Raw genomic sequence first — 17,777 nt, 5'->3', positions numbered from 1 at the left:
ACTCTGCGTTGGATAAATTGGTTAAATCATATCAATCCAATAAAACCAAAGAATCAAATATGCGTTCAGAGAACGCCTGACACACCGACTAAATTTAGAAATTTAGCCGAACAGAGGGGCATATCCTGTCCTGAAATACATTATAACCCTAAGAAATAATGGACAGTTAGCCCGATACTGGATTATTTACTTCTCTTAAATATATACTTTTTAGCCAACTGCGCGTTAGGCTTTATCCATTTGCCATTGACTAGTTCTTCATTGCTAATAGGATATAATTCATTATCACCAAGATGATATTTCAATCTTGCATATTCTGGTTTACCTTCGCGAGACTCATCTTTCACGGAAATTGTTACTACGTTTTTAGAGATATCAAAAGTACTCTTGAAAGTATAATTCATTTGACAACTATAGTGTGTTACACGATTATTACTTTCAAATTTTAATGTGTCTGTACATCTATCATCGATGGTGCATATCCAAACGGAATTAGTCAGGTCAGGACTAGCGCAACTTGCTGTTAAAAAAAATAAAATAGAGATTAAAAGTGCTTTCATGAGTTGTTTAATGGTAAAATTGGTATTTGAAAATTAATTGATGGTCTTTACTAAAATCTCGTTTAGATCAATATCCAGTTGCGATTTCAAGGTATTCGATAAATTAGCTATATATTCTTTAAATCCTTGGCCTTGCAAAAAGCGAGGAGACTCTGCTTGCGGTGGGTGGAATTAATTTACTCCATTATAGGATATTATTTTTTCAAAAAAGCATAGATACTGGGAAAGATATCTTGTAATTCCGTACCCATTACTTTTGGATTATTTCCATAGCTTAAACCAATATCTAAATAGGTCTTTATTAAATATTTTTGCTCTTGATTTGTTGATAAAATAGATCCTAAATACTTTTGTTCCCCTATCTGGAGAATTAAATCTACAATAACAGCTCCGTGAACATATCTAACAGCATCATTAAATTCTAATAATGATAATTTTTTAATTGAATCTATATCTCCCGATAAAGCAGATTTCAATAATTCACAATAATCTATTCACTGATCTTTAGCTACTGTACTTAATAATTCACTAACTTCTATATCGGCAACAACGCATTTATTAGTACAGGAATTTATAAATATTTGTAGACTTATAAAGGTAATTGTCTTTAAAATATATCTCATTACTTTTCTTCTTTTTTATTTAGCCGAACAGAGGTGAGTGCGTTACCAATCTAACGAATTTCAGAAAGTGGCAGGAAAAAGCCTTTGAGTTGAAAACTTTCATAATCTTTTATTCGGAATAATTCCTTGTAATTTTCATGAGTGCTATGTAAAATATGTGCAGAGGTATCAGCAGAGTCTCCCGTGTGTGCTGGCCTTGTGAAATGCGAGGGGACTCTGCGTTGGATAAATTGGTTAAATTATATCAATCCAATAAAACCAAAAACCAAATATGCATTCAGAGAACGCCTGACACACCGACTAAATTTAGATATTTAGCCGAACAGGGTTGTTAAGTACTACTATCAATCATTTGAGTAAGCATCCAACTATTTTTCTCTCTTTTAAATACATAAACCACATAAACTCCGGTATCTTCCATTTGTATTGTAAGGTGGTATTCCTGGGAGTTTATTTTTTCGACAGTTTGAATATACTTTGGTTTACTAAGTTTGGCAATGTCAAAGAATCCCCAATCTTTCTGAGTAATTAATTTTTGCTCTTTTTCGTCAATATCATCAATGATTACTAGTAGAGGGAATTTAATCCTGCTATTCTGATAAACAGAATCCCTGCTGAATCTATGAAAAAAGTCATCGAATGACTCTTCTTTTAAATTCATGCCTTTACTAACTATTTTATTGGCAGATTCTTTCGAGTGGTTATTACAACTCATTGATATTATAAAAACCAGTAACAATAATACAAATCTCACGTGTTGAAGAAATTAAAAACTTTTATGAATCGACTTTATAGGTACCAGCAAAGTCTCCCGCGCATTGGCCTTGCGAAAAGGAGGGGACTCTGCATAAGGTGATAAACCACCATCACCTTCATCCACAAAACCAAAAATCAAATATACGCTCTGGGAGAACCATACGTAGCGTCTGAATTTTGATACTACAATTGGGCTTCAATCTTTAAGCAAATGAATGGGCGGCCTCGGGGCTGCCCATTCATTGGTACTTTTGTGCCTGTTAATTATTATTCTTTTATAAAAGATAAGATGTCTTCGTTAATTACATCGGCATTGATTGTGGGCATACCGTGCGAGAAACCCGGATAAATAATCAGTTTGCTGTTTTTTAGTAATGCTGCGGCTTTTACTGCGGTAGTGGCGTAAGGTACAATCTGGTCGTCGTCACCATGAAGAACCAAAACAGGTATTTTTACACTTTTAAGGTCTTCGGTAAAATCGGTTTCAGAAAAAACTCTGATACAATCATAATGTGCTTTTATACCCCCCATCATTCCTTGTCTCCACCAGTTGTCTTGTATTCCTTTTTTTATCACTGCGTTTTCTCTGTTGTAGCCGTAGAAAGGGAATGTAATATCATGATAAAACTGCTGTCTGTTATGAAGTGTATTGTGTCTGATATCGTCAAAAACGGCAAGCGGTACTCCATCCGGGTTATTTTTGTCGGCTATCATATAAGGCGTAATAGCGCTTATTAATACAACTTTGGCAACTCTGTCTTTACCGTATTGTGCGGCATATCTGATGGCTTCACCACCTCCGGTTGAATGGCCAACATGTATGGCATCCTTTATATCCAGAAACTCAACCAATTCTGCCACATCTGCTGCATAGGTGTCCATATCATTGCCCTTATACGTTTGAGTAGATCTGCCATGGCCTCTTCTGTCGTGCGATATTACTCTGAATCCTTTTTCCAGGAAAAACATGATTTGTGCATCCCAGTCGTCTGACGATAACGGCCATCCATGATGAAAAAATATCGGTTGTCCTTCACCCAGGTCTTTGAAATAAATCTCTGTGCCGTCTTTTACTGTAAACTTGTTCATGTCTTTAAAATTTAATGGTTATTAACTTGTTTTTGATGTTACAAAGTTCAGGCAATTTCTGAGTCCCTGAAATGGACAGCTTTCGCTTTGGATTGTACTTTTTTCCTTAACAATCCAAATTTGTTAGATACTGAATCGGAATAGAGCCTTTTTATATGCAAAGTAGATTGGTTTACAACAATCCATTAAAACCAGAAATCAAAATGCGTTCAGTGAACGCTTTACACACCGACTAAATTAACATTGAGCCGAACGCGGATGGAAACGAACCCAGCATCAGGGTTTGCTGATGGGCTGGTTACCTGTTTTAATCCACAAGACAAACCCAATAAGTAAAACAAAGCCGGTGTAACGCGCGTAATCGGGCAGGCCATATCCTGATAACAGATTTATCAGCGCAATGCCTGCCACAATCAGAATAATTTTTATTGCCCATGTTTTCATAAAATACATAAATGTTGTCTGTAGTGCCTGCTCCCAGCAGTTTTCAACTACCCTGTGGTATTTCTTTAGTTATCGTAAGTCTTTTTTAGCAAATTTTCCGCGTGCAATGGCTTTGGGAGGAGAGAAGCTGCAATGGATAAAGTGAATATGCGCCGCCGCCTGCCTCTAATTTACTAAAATTAAGGGCTGATTAACATAATTCTAAAAAAATAATCTTTAGGCATTCGCCGGCCATGCAACAAGCCCATACAGGTTAACGTTTATTAACTTTAGCTACACAGGCAGCTTTCTGCCGGCACTCAATTAACTGTTTATAAACTAAACGTATCCACCATGACAAAATCCAGATTTATCGCAACGCTTGCCTTGTTTTTTGTGGCTTCTGCCGGCTTCGCTCAATCCATTGACGACATCCCCCTGAAAGACCTTAAGGCTGAGTACATGACCATCACAGGCTTTAACCGGGTTCAGCAAACCAGAATGGTAATTGACTTTGACTACGGACAAAAGAGCCGTGTCATTGACCCCAAACAGGCCGTGGTGCGCGACGAAAACGATAAAATAATCAAGTTCGAGTCGATGGTAGATGCCCTCAATTTCATGAGCCGGAACGGCTATGATTTTGTACAGGCGTATGCTTTTCCACTTGGCGAACAAGGGATGCGGCATTACCTGCTCCGGAAACGCAAGCCTTCGGCCAGTAACCAGTAGTCAGGCTGGTTCTGCTGCCCCAAATACCCAGCCCGGTTTGCCTGCCGCCTGTATGCGGAGGGCCAGCCGGGCGTGTTAGTGTCAGCCCGGGTGTATGGCCTATTGTACTTCGGGCTTCTTGATACGCGCCAGGAGGGGGTCTGAAAAATCCGAAATTTTTTCAAACAGCCTTGAATGGGTAACGGCGTCTGTAATCCGCGATATAACGGGGCTCAGCACCTTGTCAATCAGCACGCAAACCAAAATAACCACCACGCCCAGCAGTACCAATACCAGCATCAGCAGTGCCGGTTGCGGTACGTACGCCTTCAGGCTACCTACAAAGTCGTAAAGATAATGGCTCAGGTACTTGTTTTCATGGAGCAGATAAACCGGAAAAACCGAAGCTGCCATGCGGTTCACAAAGCCTGAATTGAATTGAAAACTAAGAAAACAAAGAAAAAACAATATACCGCTTATAATAAGCCCGGGGCTGTTGTAAGAGAAAAACAGGCTGCGAAACACCTGGTCGCGCAGGGTGGGGTAGGCGTTCAGGGCCAGCACCGAGAAGAAAACAGCCACATTATAAGCCAGGTAAATGAGTACTATGCGGCGCGGAATAACCCGCAGATGATGCCTGATGTAATGCCCCACGTAATAGAGAAATATAAAATTGACCACGTTTTTTCCGTCGGCCAGCACACCCGTAAACTGCCCCAGTATGCACGATACCACACCCAACAGGGCAATGTAAAGCAGTTTTCGGCGTCTGGTAGCCGTCTGGAGCGGTATATTAATGAGCGGCGCAAGCAGGTACAGGCCTACATATACCCGCACGTACCACCATTGCAGCGGCAGCAACGAAAAGGGCAGACTTCTGAAACCGAATAAATCGGGCCTGATGAGGCACGCCACCAGATAAATAAGCGTAGAGTAAACCGAGCAAAGAATCAGAAGTTTCACGAGGTTTTTCAGCGAAAAGCTGATGCCCGCATAGCCGGAAATGAGCACAAAACAGATAACCCCAATGTGCAGCACCCCAATTATGGGCCTGATGAGGTAGTCGAGTTCTGGAGAAGTAGGGATAACCGAGTGTAGAATAAAGTGATAAACTACAATGTACAGCATGGCGAATAGTCGCAGCAGCTCAATATTAGATGAGCGATTGGTCTTTTTTAGCATTTTTGGGTTTCGTAATGTTGCAAAATCGGGATTAACAAATGTATCTAATAAACCTATACAATGCTAGTAGTCAGCAGGTTGCGGGTAGCCTACAAGGGCAGGCAGCAGAAGTAATAAGTAGGCAGAAAACGCCTTAAAGGCCCATCCGGAGCCAATAAAACACCTCAAAAGCGCCGATTAAAAAAATGTAACCGTTAAATAAGTTTTTTTGAAAGTGGGGGGGTGATGCCATTTACCTGTCAAAACCCGCTGCGAACGGAGAGGTTGTAAAACCCATTGGAGGGCATAAGAGTGTTGGGTGTTGAGCGTATTGGGGTATCTGATAATTCGGCTCTGTGTTTCTTAATTTGCAGTGACGGGATTTTCAGGATCAGCTACCTGCTCCCAAAACAGATTTTACCTTTTTCACTACCTCCAGATACGCCTCATCTATGAACTTCCAATGGTCAGACAATATCCATTTTATTCCTGCTTTTTTATCCTTCGATTCTGAATCAAACGGCGCGCCCTGATATTTATTCAACGACTCGGGTACATCACAATAGCGAAGAAAAATAGGTATCAACGTTTTATCGGGCGTTATGTTCGGAATTTCCTTCTCCCATATATAATAAGAATTTATATAATCTGGACTGATGAGCGCCAGCACAATATCTGCCCGTTGGATTTCTTCCATTATTCGTTTATCCCATTCTTCACCCGGCGATATCTCCAAATCAAACCACGTTTCCACTAATTTATCTCTTTTCAGGGCGGCAAAATGCGTTTCCAGTTGTTTGCGATAAACGGCATCGGCATGAGCATACGAAAAGAAAATACGCTTGGGGGTTTTATTCTCTTTATTTAGCACCGGGTAAAATATAGGTGGGATAGGCTTAATTTTACCATCCTGATTTTTACAATATTTGGTATCATCAATGTGGTTCAGTAGCTCAGCCACATTAAAAAACTGATGGCCGTCGTCAGACAACTCAATTCGTTCAATAAACGACTTTTGTCTTTTTGGCTGTACTTCTTCAGACAGTAAATCCAACGCCGGTTTTGCAAAACTCAGTTGTATTCTTTTTTCGGTCAATGTAAAAAACTCAAATACTTCTCTCAGGTGTTTGCTTCTTATATCAGCAGGCCCATCAATATGAATCATCACCTTCTGGTTTTCTGTGCTTTCTGCCCCAAAAGCCCTTTGCATGCGTATCAGCACCGTGCAGTCTTGCAGCTTGTATAAAATGCCGTATCGCCAGTAGTGTGCATTTGAAGCAGGAAGCGCGCCTACCTGAGTAATAAAGTTAGATATACGCCAGAAAGGCATATAGTCTTTGAAGCGAATCACTAAAGTAACCGGAATGATATCGAGCAGAAAGGTTTCCAGCTTTTGTGGTGGCAAATACTGCGGCACTACATAAGTGCCGGGTTGGCCGGGTTTCTCAAATATTATTTCAAAATTCAACAGCAGGTCAATAAAGATTTTACTGAATAAATCTTGTGTTTCAATTTCCTGTTTATTTAGTACTTCATCTATGTCTGCTTGCATAAACTCACCACCTTTCGTTTCCATTTTTTTATTTTCCAGAACACCGAAAACGGTTTCAGACAGAAGCGCCGGATTAGGGAAAATGTAGTTTTTCAATACAGCATCTTTTGGGTAGTACTGAATATAACCCGCCGCATCCCATACCAATAAGGCATTATATATCTGTTCATCAGAAGCCCCAGTATTTGCCCGGCAATCGTTCAGTAAATCATCGTACTTAACCACCAATAGTTCTTTGTTTCTATAGGTTTTCAGCACTTTTTCTTTAATGGCCACCATTGACGCCGTAAGTAAATCTGCCTGTTTGCACAAGCCGGCAATTTGCGCCAGCAAATGGTCTTTAAAATATTGCCATTCTTTTTGCCAGTAGGCATCGGCATCAAAGGCATTTTTTATGCTGAGGTAAAAATTTCCGTTGGGGCTTACCTGATAGTCAAGCTGGCTTTGCAAAAGCTTCCTTTGGTTTTCTTGCAGGTCTGCTTTGCTTTGTATGCACCAAACATGGCTTTGCATTAATTGCTGAGCGGTGTCGGCTTCAGTGTCTGATAGAAGGTAGAACAGAATATTACCAAGCCAGTAGCCTAAATGCAGATTCTGTTCTGAGTTGCTCTGTTCGTTTTCGGTGTTCCAGAGCGTTAGGTAAAGGGCCTTGTGGCTCAGGTATAAATTATGCGTAGCATGGTAGAAATCCTGCCCGCCGAAATCATAAAAAGTTATATTATACGCATCATTGTTGATGCTTGTTTGCCACTCTTCAATTTTGATGCCGTGCGTGCTGATGGAAGGGTCATCAAAACTTTGCCGCACCAGATAATTTAATAGCTGGCTTTTACCGGCACGCGTATTACCCATGAGTATTATTTTAAAAGACCTGTTTGGATGTCTTTCAGCCTGCTTTTTTAACTCTTTAAAATAAGTTCTGAGTGCATCAATTCCTTTTTCAATACCAGCAGGAATACCGGGTAATGGGTCGCTGTAAAATTCTTCTAAATTTGTATTATTCAGGATAAACTGTTTAAAGCCTTCTCCAATATTCTGAACTGGATTATATCTGATGTCTATGAAACTAAGCCTTGTGAGGTTTTGTAAAAAGCTGACATCATGAATTTGATTAGAGCTAAGGTCTAAAGATTGTAATTGGGACAGGTTTTGTAAAAATCGAATATCCTGAATTTGATTAGAGCTAAGGTATAAAGATAGTAATTGGTACAGGTTTTGTAAAAAACTAATATCCTTAATTTGATTATAGCGAAGGTCTAAAGATTGTAATTGGGACAGGTTTTGTAAAAAACTATAATCCTGAATTTGATTAGAGCGAAGGTCTAAAGATTGTAATTGGGACAGGTTTTGTAAAAAACTATAATTCTGAATTTGATTAAAGCTAAGGTCTAAAGATTGTAATTGGGACAGGTTTTGTAAAAAACTAATATCCTGCATTTGATTAGAGCTAAGGTCTAAAGATTGTAATTGGGACAGGTTTTGTAAAAAACGAATATCCTGAATTTGATTAATGCTAATGTCTAAAGATTGTAATTGGGACAGGTTTTGTAAAAAGCTGATATCCTGAATTTGATTAGAGCTAAGGTCTAAAGATTGTAATTGGGACAGGTTTTGTAAAAAACTAATATCCTGAATTTGATTATAGTGAAGGTCTAAAGATTGTAATTGGGGCAGGTTTTGTAAAGCATCCAACCCCTTACCCTTGATTTTATTTCTATTTCCCTTGTTTTTTGATGGAATAGAGATTTTGCTTTCTGGGTCAAAATAATAAACGCCTAAATTCAGCCTTTCCAGCCAATCTTTACATTTCAGAATTTCATTGGGTAGTTCACCTACCAGGCCACAGTTGCCTAAGTCCAGAAAAGGGTTTTTGGTGCGTATATTTTCTTCAATTAATTCAATAGCTAGTCGGCTCATGCGCAAAAGTGTAAATTAAAAACAGGCAATTATAAAAGGTAATAGCAGCAGTGGCAGGTAAAAGAACAACAGAGATAAATTGCAGGCAAAAATATTTAGCCAGCTGTTTTTATCTTTTTTAAAAGCAGTTACGTCCATTTTGTAATCTATTTTATCGTTGTCTTTTTTTCTTACTGCATCAAACAACTGCCGGTACTGTTTTTCAAGGCTCAGGTAAAAGGCATCGAGAATCCAGAATAGAAGCGTGGGCACAATACTTAAACACGCTATTTTAATGAAGGGCGTCTCGGGCTTTGAGGTGCCGTAAGCCAGTAAACCTGTTAAAATGGTAATAGCCCAGCCTTTTATAATAAAAGAATTTTGCGCCATACGGCTTATAACCCCCTGTACCAGGTCCAGGTGTTTGTGTTTAGCATCAGCACTCATAAGTAGATGGAAGGTTCAAAGTCAGAGCAAGAAGTTAATAAGGCCAATAAAACAATAATTGAGTACTTAATTCTGGTCATATCTGTGAATGGGTTTAAAGGTTACAATATTCAGTAGTTGTTAAAGTAAATTAACACAGCCTTTCTTCCATATCATCTTCTTCCGTTTCCAGTTTTTCTTTGGCACATTGGCTTGCTTCCATTTCTGTTATTGGCCTGTCAAAGAACCATCTCCGTTGGGGGTCGGCGTAAAGCTTGTTTTTCTCAAATTGTGCAATCCAATTTTCAAATGCCGCCACAAGCGCGGGCTGTTCTATTATCTTATGTCCTTTGCTGATTTTAATCATGTCCTTCAACTCATCCGGCAGGCGCCGTGCTTCAAGGCCAAAGTAATAAAAGTGGTCAGATAGCAAGGCATTTTGCCCGCTTAAATCAGTTGGTGTGTGGCATTTGTCATGTGAGCTCACTCTCAATACCGGCTCGCCCGTAGCATAATCATAAATACAATCGCCTGCTTTCAGGTGCCAGTCCTCAGACTCCCAGTTTACAATTTTTACAGGCAATTCTTTTTTGCAGTACTCGTCATACGCTTGTAAGGTTTTTATGTCGGTAATTTTCATGGCATATACCAGGCTGTCTGAAAAATCAATGGGGCGCGTCCCTTTTTCAATCACCACGTTTTTTGAGCCGGTTCCAATCACCCAGTCGCCCACCTGGGCAGTTCTTCTGATTACCGGTTTACAAATAGTTAGGGTACATATTCCGCCAAAAGGGTTGGGGGCAGAGCCATCGTCGAATCGCAGCACGTAGGAGTAAATTTTAGTCATTGGGTTGTTTTTTTTGGTGCGTTAAAGTAATTGTTTCTCATTGAATTTCAAAAGATAAAACCTGTCAAATCAGATATTTTTTAATTCATTATAACTGGCCTCGGGCAGCGGCTCATCTGCCGTGCCAATAAAAGTATTTTTCTATATTATCTCTAATCTTTTTATATTGCCATGCTTAACAAAATTTCCTTTTAACCTGACTATGGCAAACCACCAAGAAGTATCTTCCTTTATATGGAATGTGTGTGACGATGTGCTCAGAGGCCTTTTCAAACAGCATGAATACGGCGATATTATCCTCCCTTTTGTTGTTTTAAGACGCCTGGACTGCGTGCTTGAACCCCACAAAGACAAAGTTTTTAACCTCTACAACACCTACAAAGACCAGATTAATAACCTGGACCCCATTATTGAAAACGCAATCAACCTTAAGTTTTATAACCATTCGCAATACGATTTATCGACACTTACTGCCAATAGCCTGAAAATCAATTTTCAGAATTACCTGAATGGTTATTCTAAAAATGTGTTTGAAATCATAGACAGCTTTCAGCTTGAAAAACCTGTTGAAAAGCTCATTAAAAACAACCGCTTATACCTGCTTATTGCTAAATTTAAAGAAATAGACCTACACCCCGATGTGGTGTCTAACCATGTAATGGGCCAGATTTTTGAAGAGCTGCTCCGCAAGTTTTCAGAGATGAGCAACGAAACCAGTGGGGAACACTACACCCCGCGCGATGTGGTTAAGCTATTGGTAGGGCTGGTGTTCTCTGAAAACAAAGAAGATTTGCAGGGCGATGGAAAAATCAGGTCTATATTCGACCCCTGCTGTGGCACCGGTGGTATGCTCACGGTGGGCAAAGACTGGATTCTGGAGAACATCAACCCCAATATTGATATCCGGCTGTATGGGCAGGAGCTCAACCCCCAGACCTACTCTATCTGTAAATCTGATATGCTCATTACGGGCCAGAACCCCGATAACATTCATTTGGGTTCGTCATTGTCTGAAGACAAACTACAGCGTAATACCTTCGACTACATGATTTCCAATCCGCCTTATGGGGTGTCGTGGAAATCGGAGCAGGAGTTTGTAGAAACAGAGGCCAAAAACCCGCAGGGCCGGTTTGTGGCAGGAACACCCAGAAGCTCTGATGGGGCTTTGCTTTTTCTGCAACACATGATATCAAAAATGGAAGACCGGGGCAGCCGCATAGGCATTGTACTCAATGGGTCTCCGCTGTTTACGGGTGATGCCGGCTCGGGGGAGTCAGACATAAGAAAATGGATTATTGAAAACGACTGGCTGGAAACCATCATTGCCCTGCCCGACCAGCTCTTTTTTAATACGGGTATCAGCACCTATATCTGGATAGTTACCAACCAAAAGAAACCCCACCGAAAAGGTAAAGTGCAGTTGATTAATGCCGCCGAGCTGCACCAGACCATGAAGAAATCGTTAGGCAGTAAGAGAAAATACATTACCGATGCCCAAAGAGAAGAAATACTGCAAACCTACCTCTCATTTGAAGAAAACGCTTACAGCAAGATTTTTGCAAACTCCTATTTTGGATACACAAAAGTAACCATTGAGCAACCGCTGGTTGACGAGAATGGCCTGCAGGTTATTGACAAAAAAACAAAGCTACCCAAAGTAGATGGCAGCCTGAGAGACTTTGAGAGAATACCTTTGGCAACCGACATTGATGCCTACTTTGAAACCGAGGTAAAACCGCACCTGCCCCAGGCCTGGATGGACAGAAGCAAAGACAAAGTAGGGTATGAGATTAACTTTACAAAGTATTTTTACCAGTATAAGCCCCTCAGAACATTGCAGGAAATTACGGCCGATTTACTAAAACTGGAAGAAGAAAGCGACGGACTGCTTAAAATGATACTGGAAGATGAAATATCAAAATAAATAACCTGAAGCCTTGTTTGCCTTAGGGCAAATGTTAAAAAGAATTAAACCATACCCTGTAAAGATACTAAAACATAGAAACACCGATGCTGAATAAAAATAACGAAACTTTTGATGTTGAAGTCTTACTAAATAACGCTGTTTTATTCAAAGCAGATGAAGTATATGAACCCAATATTTTAGAGCTGGCCAAAGTCAATAATAAGGAATTACCTGTTAGTAATTTATATGCTTATTTTTTTACGCCATCTGAATCTCATGGCCTGGGTGGACTATTCCTGAAATCCCTTTTAGAACTAAGAAATTTTGGTGTCTCATTTCATGACTATAAAAAAGTTAGAGTTCATAGAGAAATAAAAACTGATGACGGTAAGTATATTGATTTAATCATTAAAGACGATGAAAATAGAATAGTAATTGAGAATAAATTATATGCTGATATTTATAATAAACTGGATAGCTATGAAAGCCACAATCGATTAAACTGCAATGAATGCATCATTCTTTCTGTGGTAAACTTACCTGAAAAAGTGGGAAATTTTTATACCATTACACATCAGAATTTATTTGAAAGTGTCGAGAGAAATTTTAAATCTGAAAACATATCTCTTACAGAAAGACAGAAAGTAAACTTTGAATCATTTATAGAAATATTAAAAAGTCATTATCAAATCGTGGAGAATCTTGCCGAAAAGATTGAATTTATTTCAATGAATAGTGATAAAATAACCAAGTTGGTGCAATTACTCAATGAAGTTCATACCAGCTATATTAATAAAGTCAAAATTGTGGCCAAAGAGTTATTTAAGGGTCATGTAAAATTCACTGTTCAGAAAGGGAACTCAATTACCTTTAAAGTAAACGACCTGAGTTTATATGGATATATTTTCTTTAGCGATAATGATATAAGTAAACTTGTTCTCAATATCTGGATTGCGGATAATAAAAGTTGGGTGGAGGAATGGCATAAGGATGGACATGGAAGGTTCTCAGGTGTCTTGAGTAAATATTCCACTCTATTGGTCCCAGACACAAAAGGTGATAGCGCGATTTGGGCATCTATGGTTTTTAAAATGTATGACTTGAATATAGAGAACTTTGAAAAGTTTGAAGAGGAATTTAGAGTATCTGTACAAAATGAATGGGTACCTTTTTTAAAAGACCTAAAAGATCTTAATTAACTAAAATATATGCAAACCTACACTTCATACAAACCCTCAAATATTGAATGGATTGGAGAGATTCCTAGTCATTGGAGAATAATCCCATTAAAATATTTCTCTATTATTACATTAGGCAAAATGCTTACTATTGATGATAAAGGAGGGTTCGTATTGAAACCATATTTAAGAAGCCAAAATATTCAAAATGAAAAAGTTGATGTTTCAGATGTAAAGCAAATGTGGTTTTCAGAAAGAGAGTTACAATTATATCTTTTAAGAAAGAATGATTTATTAATAAATGAAGGTGGTGATGTTGGTAGAACTTGTATTTGGAATGATGAATTGAATGAATGTTATATTCAAAACTCTGTGAATAGAGTATCAATAATTAATGGCTTGTCTCAGTATTTCTTATATCATTCTATTTGTCATTATTTTACCGGATATTATGACTCTTCGGTAAATAGAGTTAGTATACCACACTTAACTAAGGAAAAGTTACAGAATATTTTATTTGTTCTTCCTCCAATTCAAGAACAACAAGCAATAGTAAATTACCTAGACCACAAAACAGCCTTAATTGATGAATTAATCATAAAAAAAGAAAGAAAAATTGAGCTTTTAAAAGAACAACGAAGTGCCCTGATAAACCACGTTGTAACCAAAGGCCTCAACCCCGATGCCCCCATGAAAGATTCTGGTATTGATTGGATTGGGGAAATACCTGAGCATTGGGAGAGAAAAAAAATTAAACAAATTTCAAAAATTATTAGTAAAGGGACAACCCCTTCAACAGTTGGTAGAGAGTTGTTAGATGAGGGAGAAGTCAGGTATTTAAAAGCTGAAAATATTAGCGACAATAAAGTGATGTTATTTCCATCATTTTTTATTGATAATGAAACAGATAAAATATTAAGTAGGTCAAAACTGCTTGAAAATGATATTCTTGTGGTGATAGCGGGTGCAACACTTGGGAAGGTTGCAATTCTCACTAAGGAATTTATCCCGGCAAATACTAATCAAGCGGTTTCATTTATTAGACTAAAAGAAAATCATAATGTAAAATATATTTGGTATTGGTTATCATCAAGTATTTTACAACAACAAATTTGGATTGATGCCGTACAATCGGCGCAACCAAATTTATCAATGGAAAATTTAGGGAATTTTTGTTTTACTTTTCCACCATTATTTGAACAAAAGGATATTGTAAAATTCTTAGACAACCAAACAACTATAATAGATAAAAGCATTGAAATTGAAACCCAAAAAATAGAAAAGCTCAAAGAGTATCGTCAAAGCCTGATTTCTAATGTGGTTACGGGCAAGATAAAAGTATTTTAAATGTTTTAAAAAATTAAAACAAGACGGTTGGTTATTTTAGTTTTTTGTTGTTTTCTAAAATAAGCATCAATCAACTGAAACCATCAAATGTTTTAGTTCAGATTCGGTATCGTCAAAATACCTCCATATCGGCAGAAATAATTAATTTAGTTATAAGTAAATAGAAAAAACCTGTACCATACCCAGACACTAAACATAAGGGCTTTCAGCCTGATTAGATAGAACAACTTGATAATTATCTGACAATGACTGAAAAAAGATTTGAAGAATACATAGAAAAATATCTCACATCAACCGATAATAATGGTCTGGTGTATACCGCATTGCATTTTAGTAATTATGATAGAACCCTCTGCCTGCTACCCGCTGAGGTACTGGCGTTTCTTCAATCTTCACAGCCTGAAAGCTATGAGCGCTGGCAGGTACAGTTTGGCGAGAAAGCAGATGAAAAGCTGCTGCAGCGGTTATCTACCCAGATTGAGAAAGACGGCCTTATAAAAGTACTCAGAGAAGGCATCAAAGATAGAGCCGTGTACTTTGATATGACCTACTTTGAGCCCAAAAGCGGGCTGAATCCTGAGCATCAGGCTAAGTATTTGTGTAATAGGTTAAGTATTGTGAGGCAATTGCATTACTCAAAGGCCAATGAAAAATCGATAGACATCGTATTGTTTATCAATGGCATACCCATTATTGGCATTGAGCTGAAGAATCAGCTATCGGGGCAAGACATCAGCCACGCAAGCCGGCAGTATCAGTTTGACAGAGACCCTAAAAATGAGCCACTGTTACAGTTTAAGCGTATGCTGGTGCATTTTATAGTAGATAACGACACGGTGGGCATGGCGTCAGAGCTGAAAGGCCCCGACACCCGGTTTTGGCCCTATAACCGCGACATCGTAAACCCCATTGTTGCCAACGATTACAAAGTCTCTTACCTCTGGAAAGAAGTGCTTAGCCCCAATTCAGTTTTAGATATCATTGAAAACTTTGTGTTGGAAACCACCGAAACTGAAAAAGAATGGGATGAAAAACTGGGCAGGGTAGTAGAGAAGAAAAAAGATTTACTGATATTTCCGAGATACCACCAGCTGGATGTTATCCGTAAACTAAAAACACAAATTAAAGCAGAAGGGGCAGGGCATTATTATCTTATTCAGCACACAACAGGGTCGGGCAAAAGCTATAGCATTGGCTGGCTGGCACATACCCTTACTTCTCTTTACCAGAACTCAAGCCAAAAAACAAGGCTGTTTGATACCATTATAGTAGTAACCGATAGAAAAGTTTTAGACAAACAGCTACAGAAAACCCTCAGAGATTTAGAACAGACGGCGGGGGTTGTAAAGGCAATAGATAAAAACTCAGAGCAACTGAAAGATGCCCTTGCCAAAGGGAATGATATTGTAGTTACCACCATTCAGAAATTTGGGGTAATTGCCGATGCCATGTCTAAACTAAAGGGTAGAACCTTCGGGGTGATCATAGACGAAGTACACTCGTCGCAAACAGGCGAGACGGCAAAGAAATTAAAGAAGTCGCTGTCATTCAATGAATTTGACGAAGACGAGGAAGAAGACTATGAAGATATACTAACAAAAGAGCTATTGAGCCGCGGGCGGCAAAAGCACATATCGTTTTTTGGTTTTACAGGCACCCCCAAAAACAAAACCCTTGAGCTATTTGGTAGAAAGAATGAGCTTGGCCAGTTTGTGCCTTTTCATTCTTATAGCATGAAGCAATCAATTTTTGAGGGCTACACATTAGACGTGCTGGCGCATTATATGCCCTACAAAAGATGGTTTAAATTGAAGCAGGAAGATGGTAAGGATGATTTGGAACTACCGGAAGGAAAAGTAAAAAGAGAATTAATGAATTTTGTTGATTCTCACCCTGAAACCATCAGACAAAAAGTGGCAATTATACTCAATCAGTTTATGCACCAAACTCAGAAGCAAATCAGGGGGAAGGCCAGGGCTATGGTAGTGGTGCGGTCAAGAAAACACTGCGTATTGTACCAGCAGGAAATGCTTAAGCAAATGAAGGCGCTCCGGCTACCCTTCTCTTGTCTGGTGGCATTCAGTGGCAGCATTCAAAAAGATGGAAAAGAACACACGGAGGGTTCATTAAATACCGAAAACGGGCTGCAAGGAGGGGTTTCTATTCCTGACGGACTGAAAGACCCCCGGTTCAGGATATTAATTGTCTCTAACAAGTATCAGACAGGGTTTGATGAACCTTTCATCCATACCATGTTTGTCGACAAACGGCTGGGTGGCGTGCAATGTGTACAAACGTTATCCAGACTAAACAGAAAAGCCACCGGCAAGACAGATACCTTTGTGCTTGATTTTGTAAACCAGCCGGAAGAAATAATTGAGGCATTTCAGCCTTTTTATACCTCAACCATCCTAACTGGTGAAACAGACTCCTATAAATTGTATGAATTAGATTCTGAAATAAAGTCGTTTCATTTGTTTACTAAATATGAATTAGATGAGTTCTGTCAATTATTCTTTTCAGAAAGAAAATCAGATGAGGCCTTCCAGCCGTACCTGAACCGGGCCGTAGAAAAATGGCAGGAAATAGAGTTAATTGATAAGCGCGAAGAATACAGGTCTTTAATAAATGCTTATTGCCGGTTGTACAGCTATATTTCTCAGATTATGGATTTTCAGGATGCTGAATTAGAAAAGCTTTTTATTTTCCTGAAATACCTGAAGAAGAAACTACCCAAACGTATAGGTACCACTGTTGATATTACCGATGCGATTGATTTAGAGTCCCTGAGGTTACAGAAACAAGAAGAAATGAAGCTTAAACTGGACGACAAAGCGGGCGAGCTGGACCCGATGGCAGAAAGCGGAGCCAAAGGTAAAGACGCAGAAGAGAACAGTTTACTGTCTGAAATTATCAGGAAGATAAATGAGGTGCATGGAGTAAACCTGAAAGAAGAAGACAGGATTCATCTGAACAATGTTTATATAAGGATGAGCCAGAGCGCAGAAATCAGGAAAGTAATGGAAGGAGATAACTCAGAGGCCAATAAAAGGCAATACTGGAACGAAATGATGAGCAAAATCTTTCTGGAGTACATTAATGATAACTTTGATTTCTACAAAACCGTAGAATCACCCGGAATCAAACCCAATATTGCTGATTTGATGTATCGGCAGTATATGGGAATGAAATTCCGTTGAAAAGTGATAAAAGTCTTATTTGGTTAGGTTACATATTATTTTGCTGGAATTCAAGTTTATAGTTAAACACCGGAATTAACCCAAGTTGATTAATTTCAACTA

The 17,777-nt window shown here is 38.8% G+C and carries 14 protein-coding genes; 5 read left to right on the top strand and 9 right to left on the bottom strand.

The window, feature by feature from the left end; all coding sequences use genetic code 11:
• Nucleotides 1–182: 182 nt before the first annotated feature.
• The 5 genes from MB380_RS13050 to MB380_RS13030 form a co-directional block, all read right to left on the bottom strand.
• Nucleotides 183–560: a hypothetical protein gene (locus MB380_RS13050; RefSeq protein WP_253523471.1), complete on the bottom strand. Its 378-nt coding sequence runs from the start codon at nucleotides 558–560 to the stop codon at nucleotides 183–185.
• A 194-nt stretch (nucleotides 561–754) separates the two neighbouring features.
• Complete coding sequence (locus tag MB380_RS13045; protein WP_253523470.1) at nucleotides 755–1,036, bottom strand: hypothetical protein; 282 nt, start codon at nucleotides 1,034–1,036, stop codon at nucleotides 755–757.
• 478 nt (nucleotides 1,037–1,514) lie between these two features.
• The gene (locus tag MB380_RS13040) at nucleotides 1,515–1,844 is read right to left on the bottom strand and encodes a DUF4348 domain-containing protein (protein ID WP_253523460.1); all 330 of its coding nucleotides are present in this window, start codon (nucleotides 1,842–1,844) and stop codon (nucleotides 1,515–1,517) included.
• A 362-nt stretch (nucleotides 1,845–2,206) separates the two neighbouring features.
• Nucleotides 2,207–3,028, bottom strand: a complete 822-nt coding sequence (locus MB380_RS13035) for an alpha/beta fold hydrolase (protein ID WP_253523458.1) — start codon at nucleotides 3,026–3,028, stop codon at nucleotides 2,207–2,209.
• Between the two features lie 276 nt (nucleotides 3,029–3,304).
• Nucleotides 3,305–3,472, bottom strand: coding sequence for a hypothetical protein (locus MB380_RS13030; protein ID WP_253523456.1), 168 nt, complete (start codon nucleotides 3,470–3,472; stop codon nucleotides 3,305–3,307).
• A 333-nt stretch (nucleotides 3,473–3,805) separates the two neighbouring features.
• On the opposite strand from MB380_RS13030, the gene MB380_RS13025 reads away from it, so the two are divergent.
• Nucleotides 3,806–4,183 carry a hypothetical protein gene (locus MB380_RS13025; RefSeq protein ID WP_253523439.1) on the top strand — a complete coding sequence of 126 codons (378 nt, stop codon included), beginning with the start codon at nucleotides 3,806–3,808 and terminating at the stop codon, nucleotides 4,181–4,183.
• A 99-nt stretch (nucleotides 4,184–4,282) separates the two neighbouring features.
• Here the strand turns inward: MB380_RS13025 and MB380_RS13020 are convergent, their stop codons facing one another.
• The 4 genes from MB380_RS13020 to MB380_RS13005 form a co-directional block, all read right to left on the bottom strand.
• Nucleotides 4,283–5,344 (bottom strand): acyltransferase, encoded by a 1,062-nt coding sequence (locus MB380_RS13020; protein ID WP_253523436.1) that lies wholly within the window; start codon nucleotides 5,342–5,344, stop codon nucleotides 4,283–4,285.
• Between the two features lie 370 nt (nucleotides 5,345–5,714).
• Nucleotides 5,715–8,792: a leucine-rich repeat domain-containing protein gene (locus MB380_RS13015; RefSeq protein ID WP_253523420.1), complete on the bottom strand. Its 3,078-nt coding sequence runs from the start codon at nucleotides 8,790–8,792 to the stop codon at nucleotides 5,715–5,717.
• Nucleotides 8,793–8,807: 15 nt separating this feature from the next.
• Entirely contained in the window at nucleotides 8,808–9,218 is a 411-nt protein-coding gene (locus MB380_RS13010) for a hypothetical protein (protein WP_253523417.1), read from the bottom strand.
• 130 nt (nucleotides 9,219–9,348) lie between these two features.
• The gene (locus MB380_RS13005; RefSeq protein ID WP_253523387.1) at nucleotides 9,349–10,044 is read right to left on the bottom strand and encodes a hypothetical protein; all 696 of its coding nucleotides are present in this window, start codon (nucleotides 10,042–10,044) and stop codon (nucleotides 9,349–9,351) included.
• Between the two features lie 202 nt (nucleotides 10,045–10,246).
• On the opposite strand from MB380_RS13005, the gene MB380_RS13000 reads away from it, so the two are divergent.
• The 4 genes from MB380_RS13000 to MB380_RS12985 all read left to right on the top strand — a co-directional run bounded on the left by MB380_RS13000 (nucleotide 10,247) and on the right by MB380_RS12985 (nucleotide 17,675).
• On the top strand, nucleotides 10,247–11,968 hold the full coding sequence (locus MB380_RS13000) for a class I SAM-dependent DNA methyltransferase (RefSeq protein ID WP_253523384.1): 1,722 nt from the start codon (nucleotides 10,247–10,249) through the stop codon (nucleotides 11,966–11,968).
• Between the two features lie 86 nt (nucleotides 11,969–12,054).
• Nucleotides 12,055–13,149, top strand: a complete 1,095-nt coding sequence (locus MB380_RS12995; protein ID WP_253523382.1) for a PD-(D/E)XK nuclease family protein — start codon at nucleotides 12,055–12,057, stop codon at nucleotides 13,147–13,149.
• Between the two features lie 9 nt (nucleotides 13,150–13,158).
• Nucleotides 13,159–14,475: a restriction endonuclease subunit S gene (locus MB380_RS12990; RefSeq protein WP_253523379.1), complete on the top strand. Its 1,317-nt coding sequence runs from the start codon at nucleotides 13,159–13,161 to the stop codon at nucleotides 14,473–14,475.
• Between the two features lie 245 nt (nucleotides 14,476–14,720).
• The gene (locus MB380_RS12985; protein ID WP_253523377.1) at nucleotides 14,721–17,675 is read left to right on the top strand and encodes a type I restriction endonuclease subunit R; all 2,955 of its coding nucleotides are present in this window, start codon (nucleotides 14,721–14,723) and stop codon (nucleotides 17,673–17,675) included.
• Nucleotides 17,676–17,777 lie beyond the last annotated feature (102 nt).

Origin of the sequence: Emticicia sp. 21SJ11W-3 (assembly GCF_024138715.1) — a bacterium.
Lineage (GTDB): Bacteria > Bacteroidota > Bacteroidia > Cytophagales > Spirosomataceae > Emticicia > Emticicia fluvialis.
Note: the sequence above shows the minus strand (reverse complement) of the source record. Positions and strands in the feature narration are given on the sequence as shown.

Excerpts from the sequence above, each read along its gene's own strand:
- MB380_RS12985 (WP_253523377.1), top strand. The coding sequence starts at position 14,721 with ATGACTGAAAAAAGATTTGAAGAATACATAGAAAAATATCTCACATCA.
- MB380_RS13015 (WP_253523420.1), bottom strand. The coding sequence starts at position 8,792 with ATGAGCCGACTAGCTATTGAATTAATTGAAGAAAATATACGCACCAAA.
- MB380_RS13005 (WP_253523387.1), bottom strand. The coding sequence starts at position 10,044 with ATGACTAAAATTTACTCCTACGTGCTGCGATTCGACGATGGCTCTGCC.
- MB380_RS13010 (WP_253523417.1), bottom strand. The coding sequence starts at position 9,218 with ATGAGTGCTGATGCTAAACACAAACACCTGGACCTGGTACAGGGGGTT.
- MB380_RS13000 (WP_253523384.1), top strand. The coding sequence starts at position 10,247 with ATGGCAAACCACCAAGAAGTATCTTCCTTTATATGGAATGTGTGTGAC.
- MB380_RS13035 (WP_253523458.1), bottom strand. The coding sequence starts at position 3,028 with ATGAACAAGTTTACAGTAAAAGACGGCACAGAGATTTATTTCAAAGAC.
- MB380_RS13020 (WP_253523436.1), bottom strand. The coding sequence starts at position 5,344 with ATGCTAAAAAAGACCAATCGCTCATCTAATATTGAGCTGCTGCGACTA.
- MB380_RS12990 (WP_253523379.1), top strand. The coding sequence starts at position 13,159 with ATGCAAACCTACACTTCATACAAACCCTCAAATATTGAATGGATTGGA.
- MB380_RS13030 (WP_253523456.1), bottom strand. The coding sequence starts at position 3,472 with ATGAAAACATGGGCAATAAAAATTATTCTGATTGTGGCAGGCATTGCG.
- MB380_RS13040 (WP_253523460.1), bottom strand. The coding sequence starts at position 1,844 with ATGAATTTAAAAGAAGAGTCATTCGATGACTTTTTTCATAGATTCAGC.
- MB380_RS12995 (WP_253523382.1), top strand. The coding sequence starts at position 12,055 with ATGCTGAATAAAAATAACGAAACTTTTGATGTTGAAGTCTTACTAAAT.
- MB380_RS13050 (WP_253523471.1), bottom strand. The coding sequence starts at position 560 with ATGAAAGCACTTTTAATCTCTATTTTATTTTTTTTAACAGCAAGTTGC.
- MB380_RS13025 (WP_253523439.1), top strand. The coding sequence starts at position 3,806 with ATGACAAAATCCAGATTTATCGCAACGCTTGCCTTGTTTTTTGTGGCT.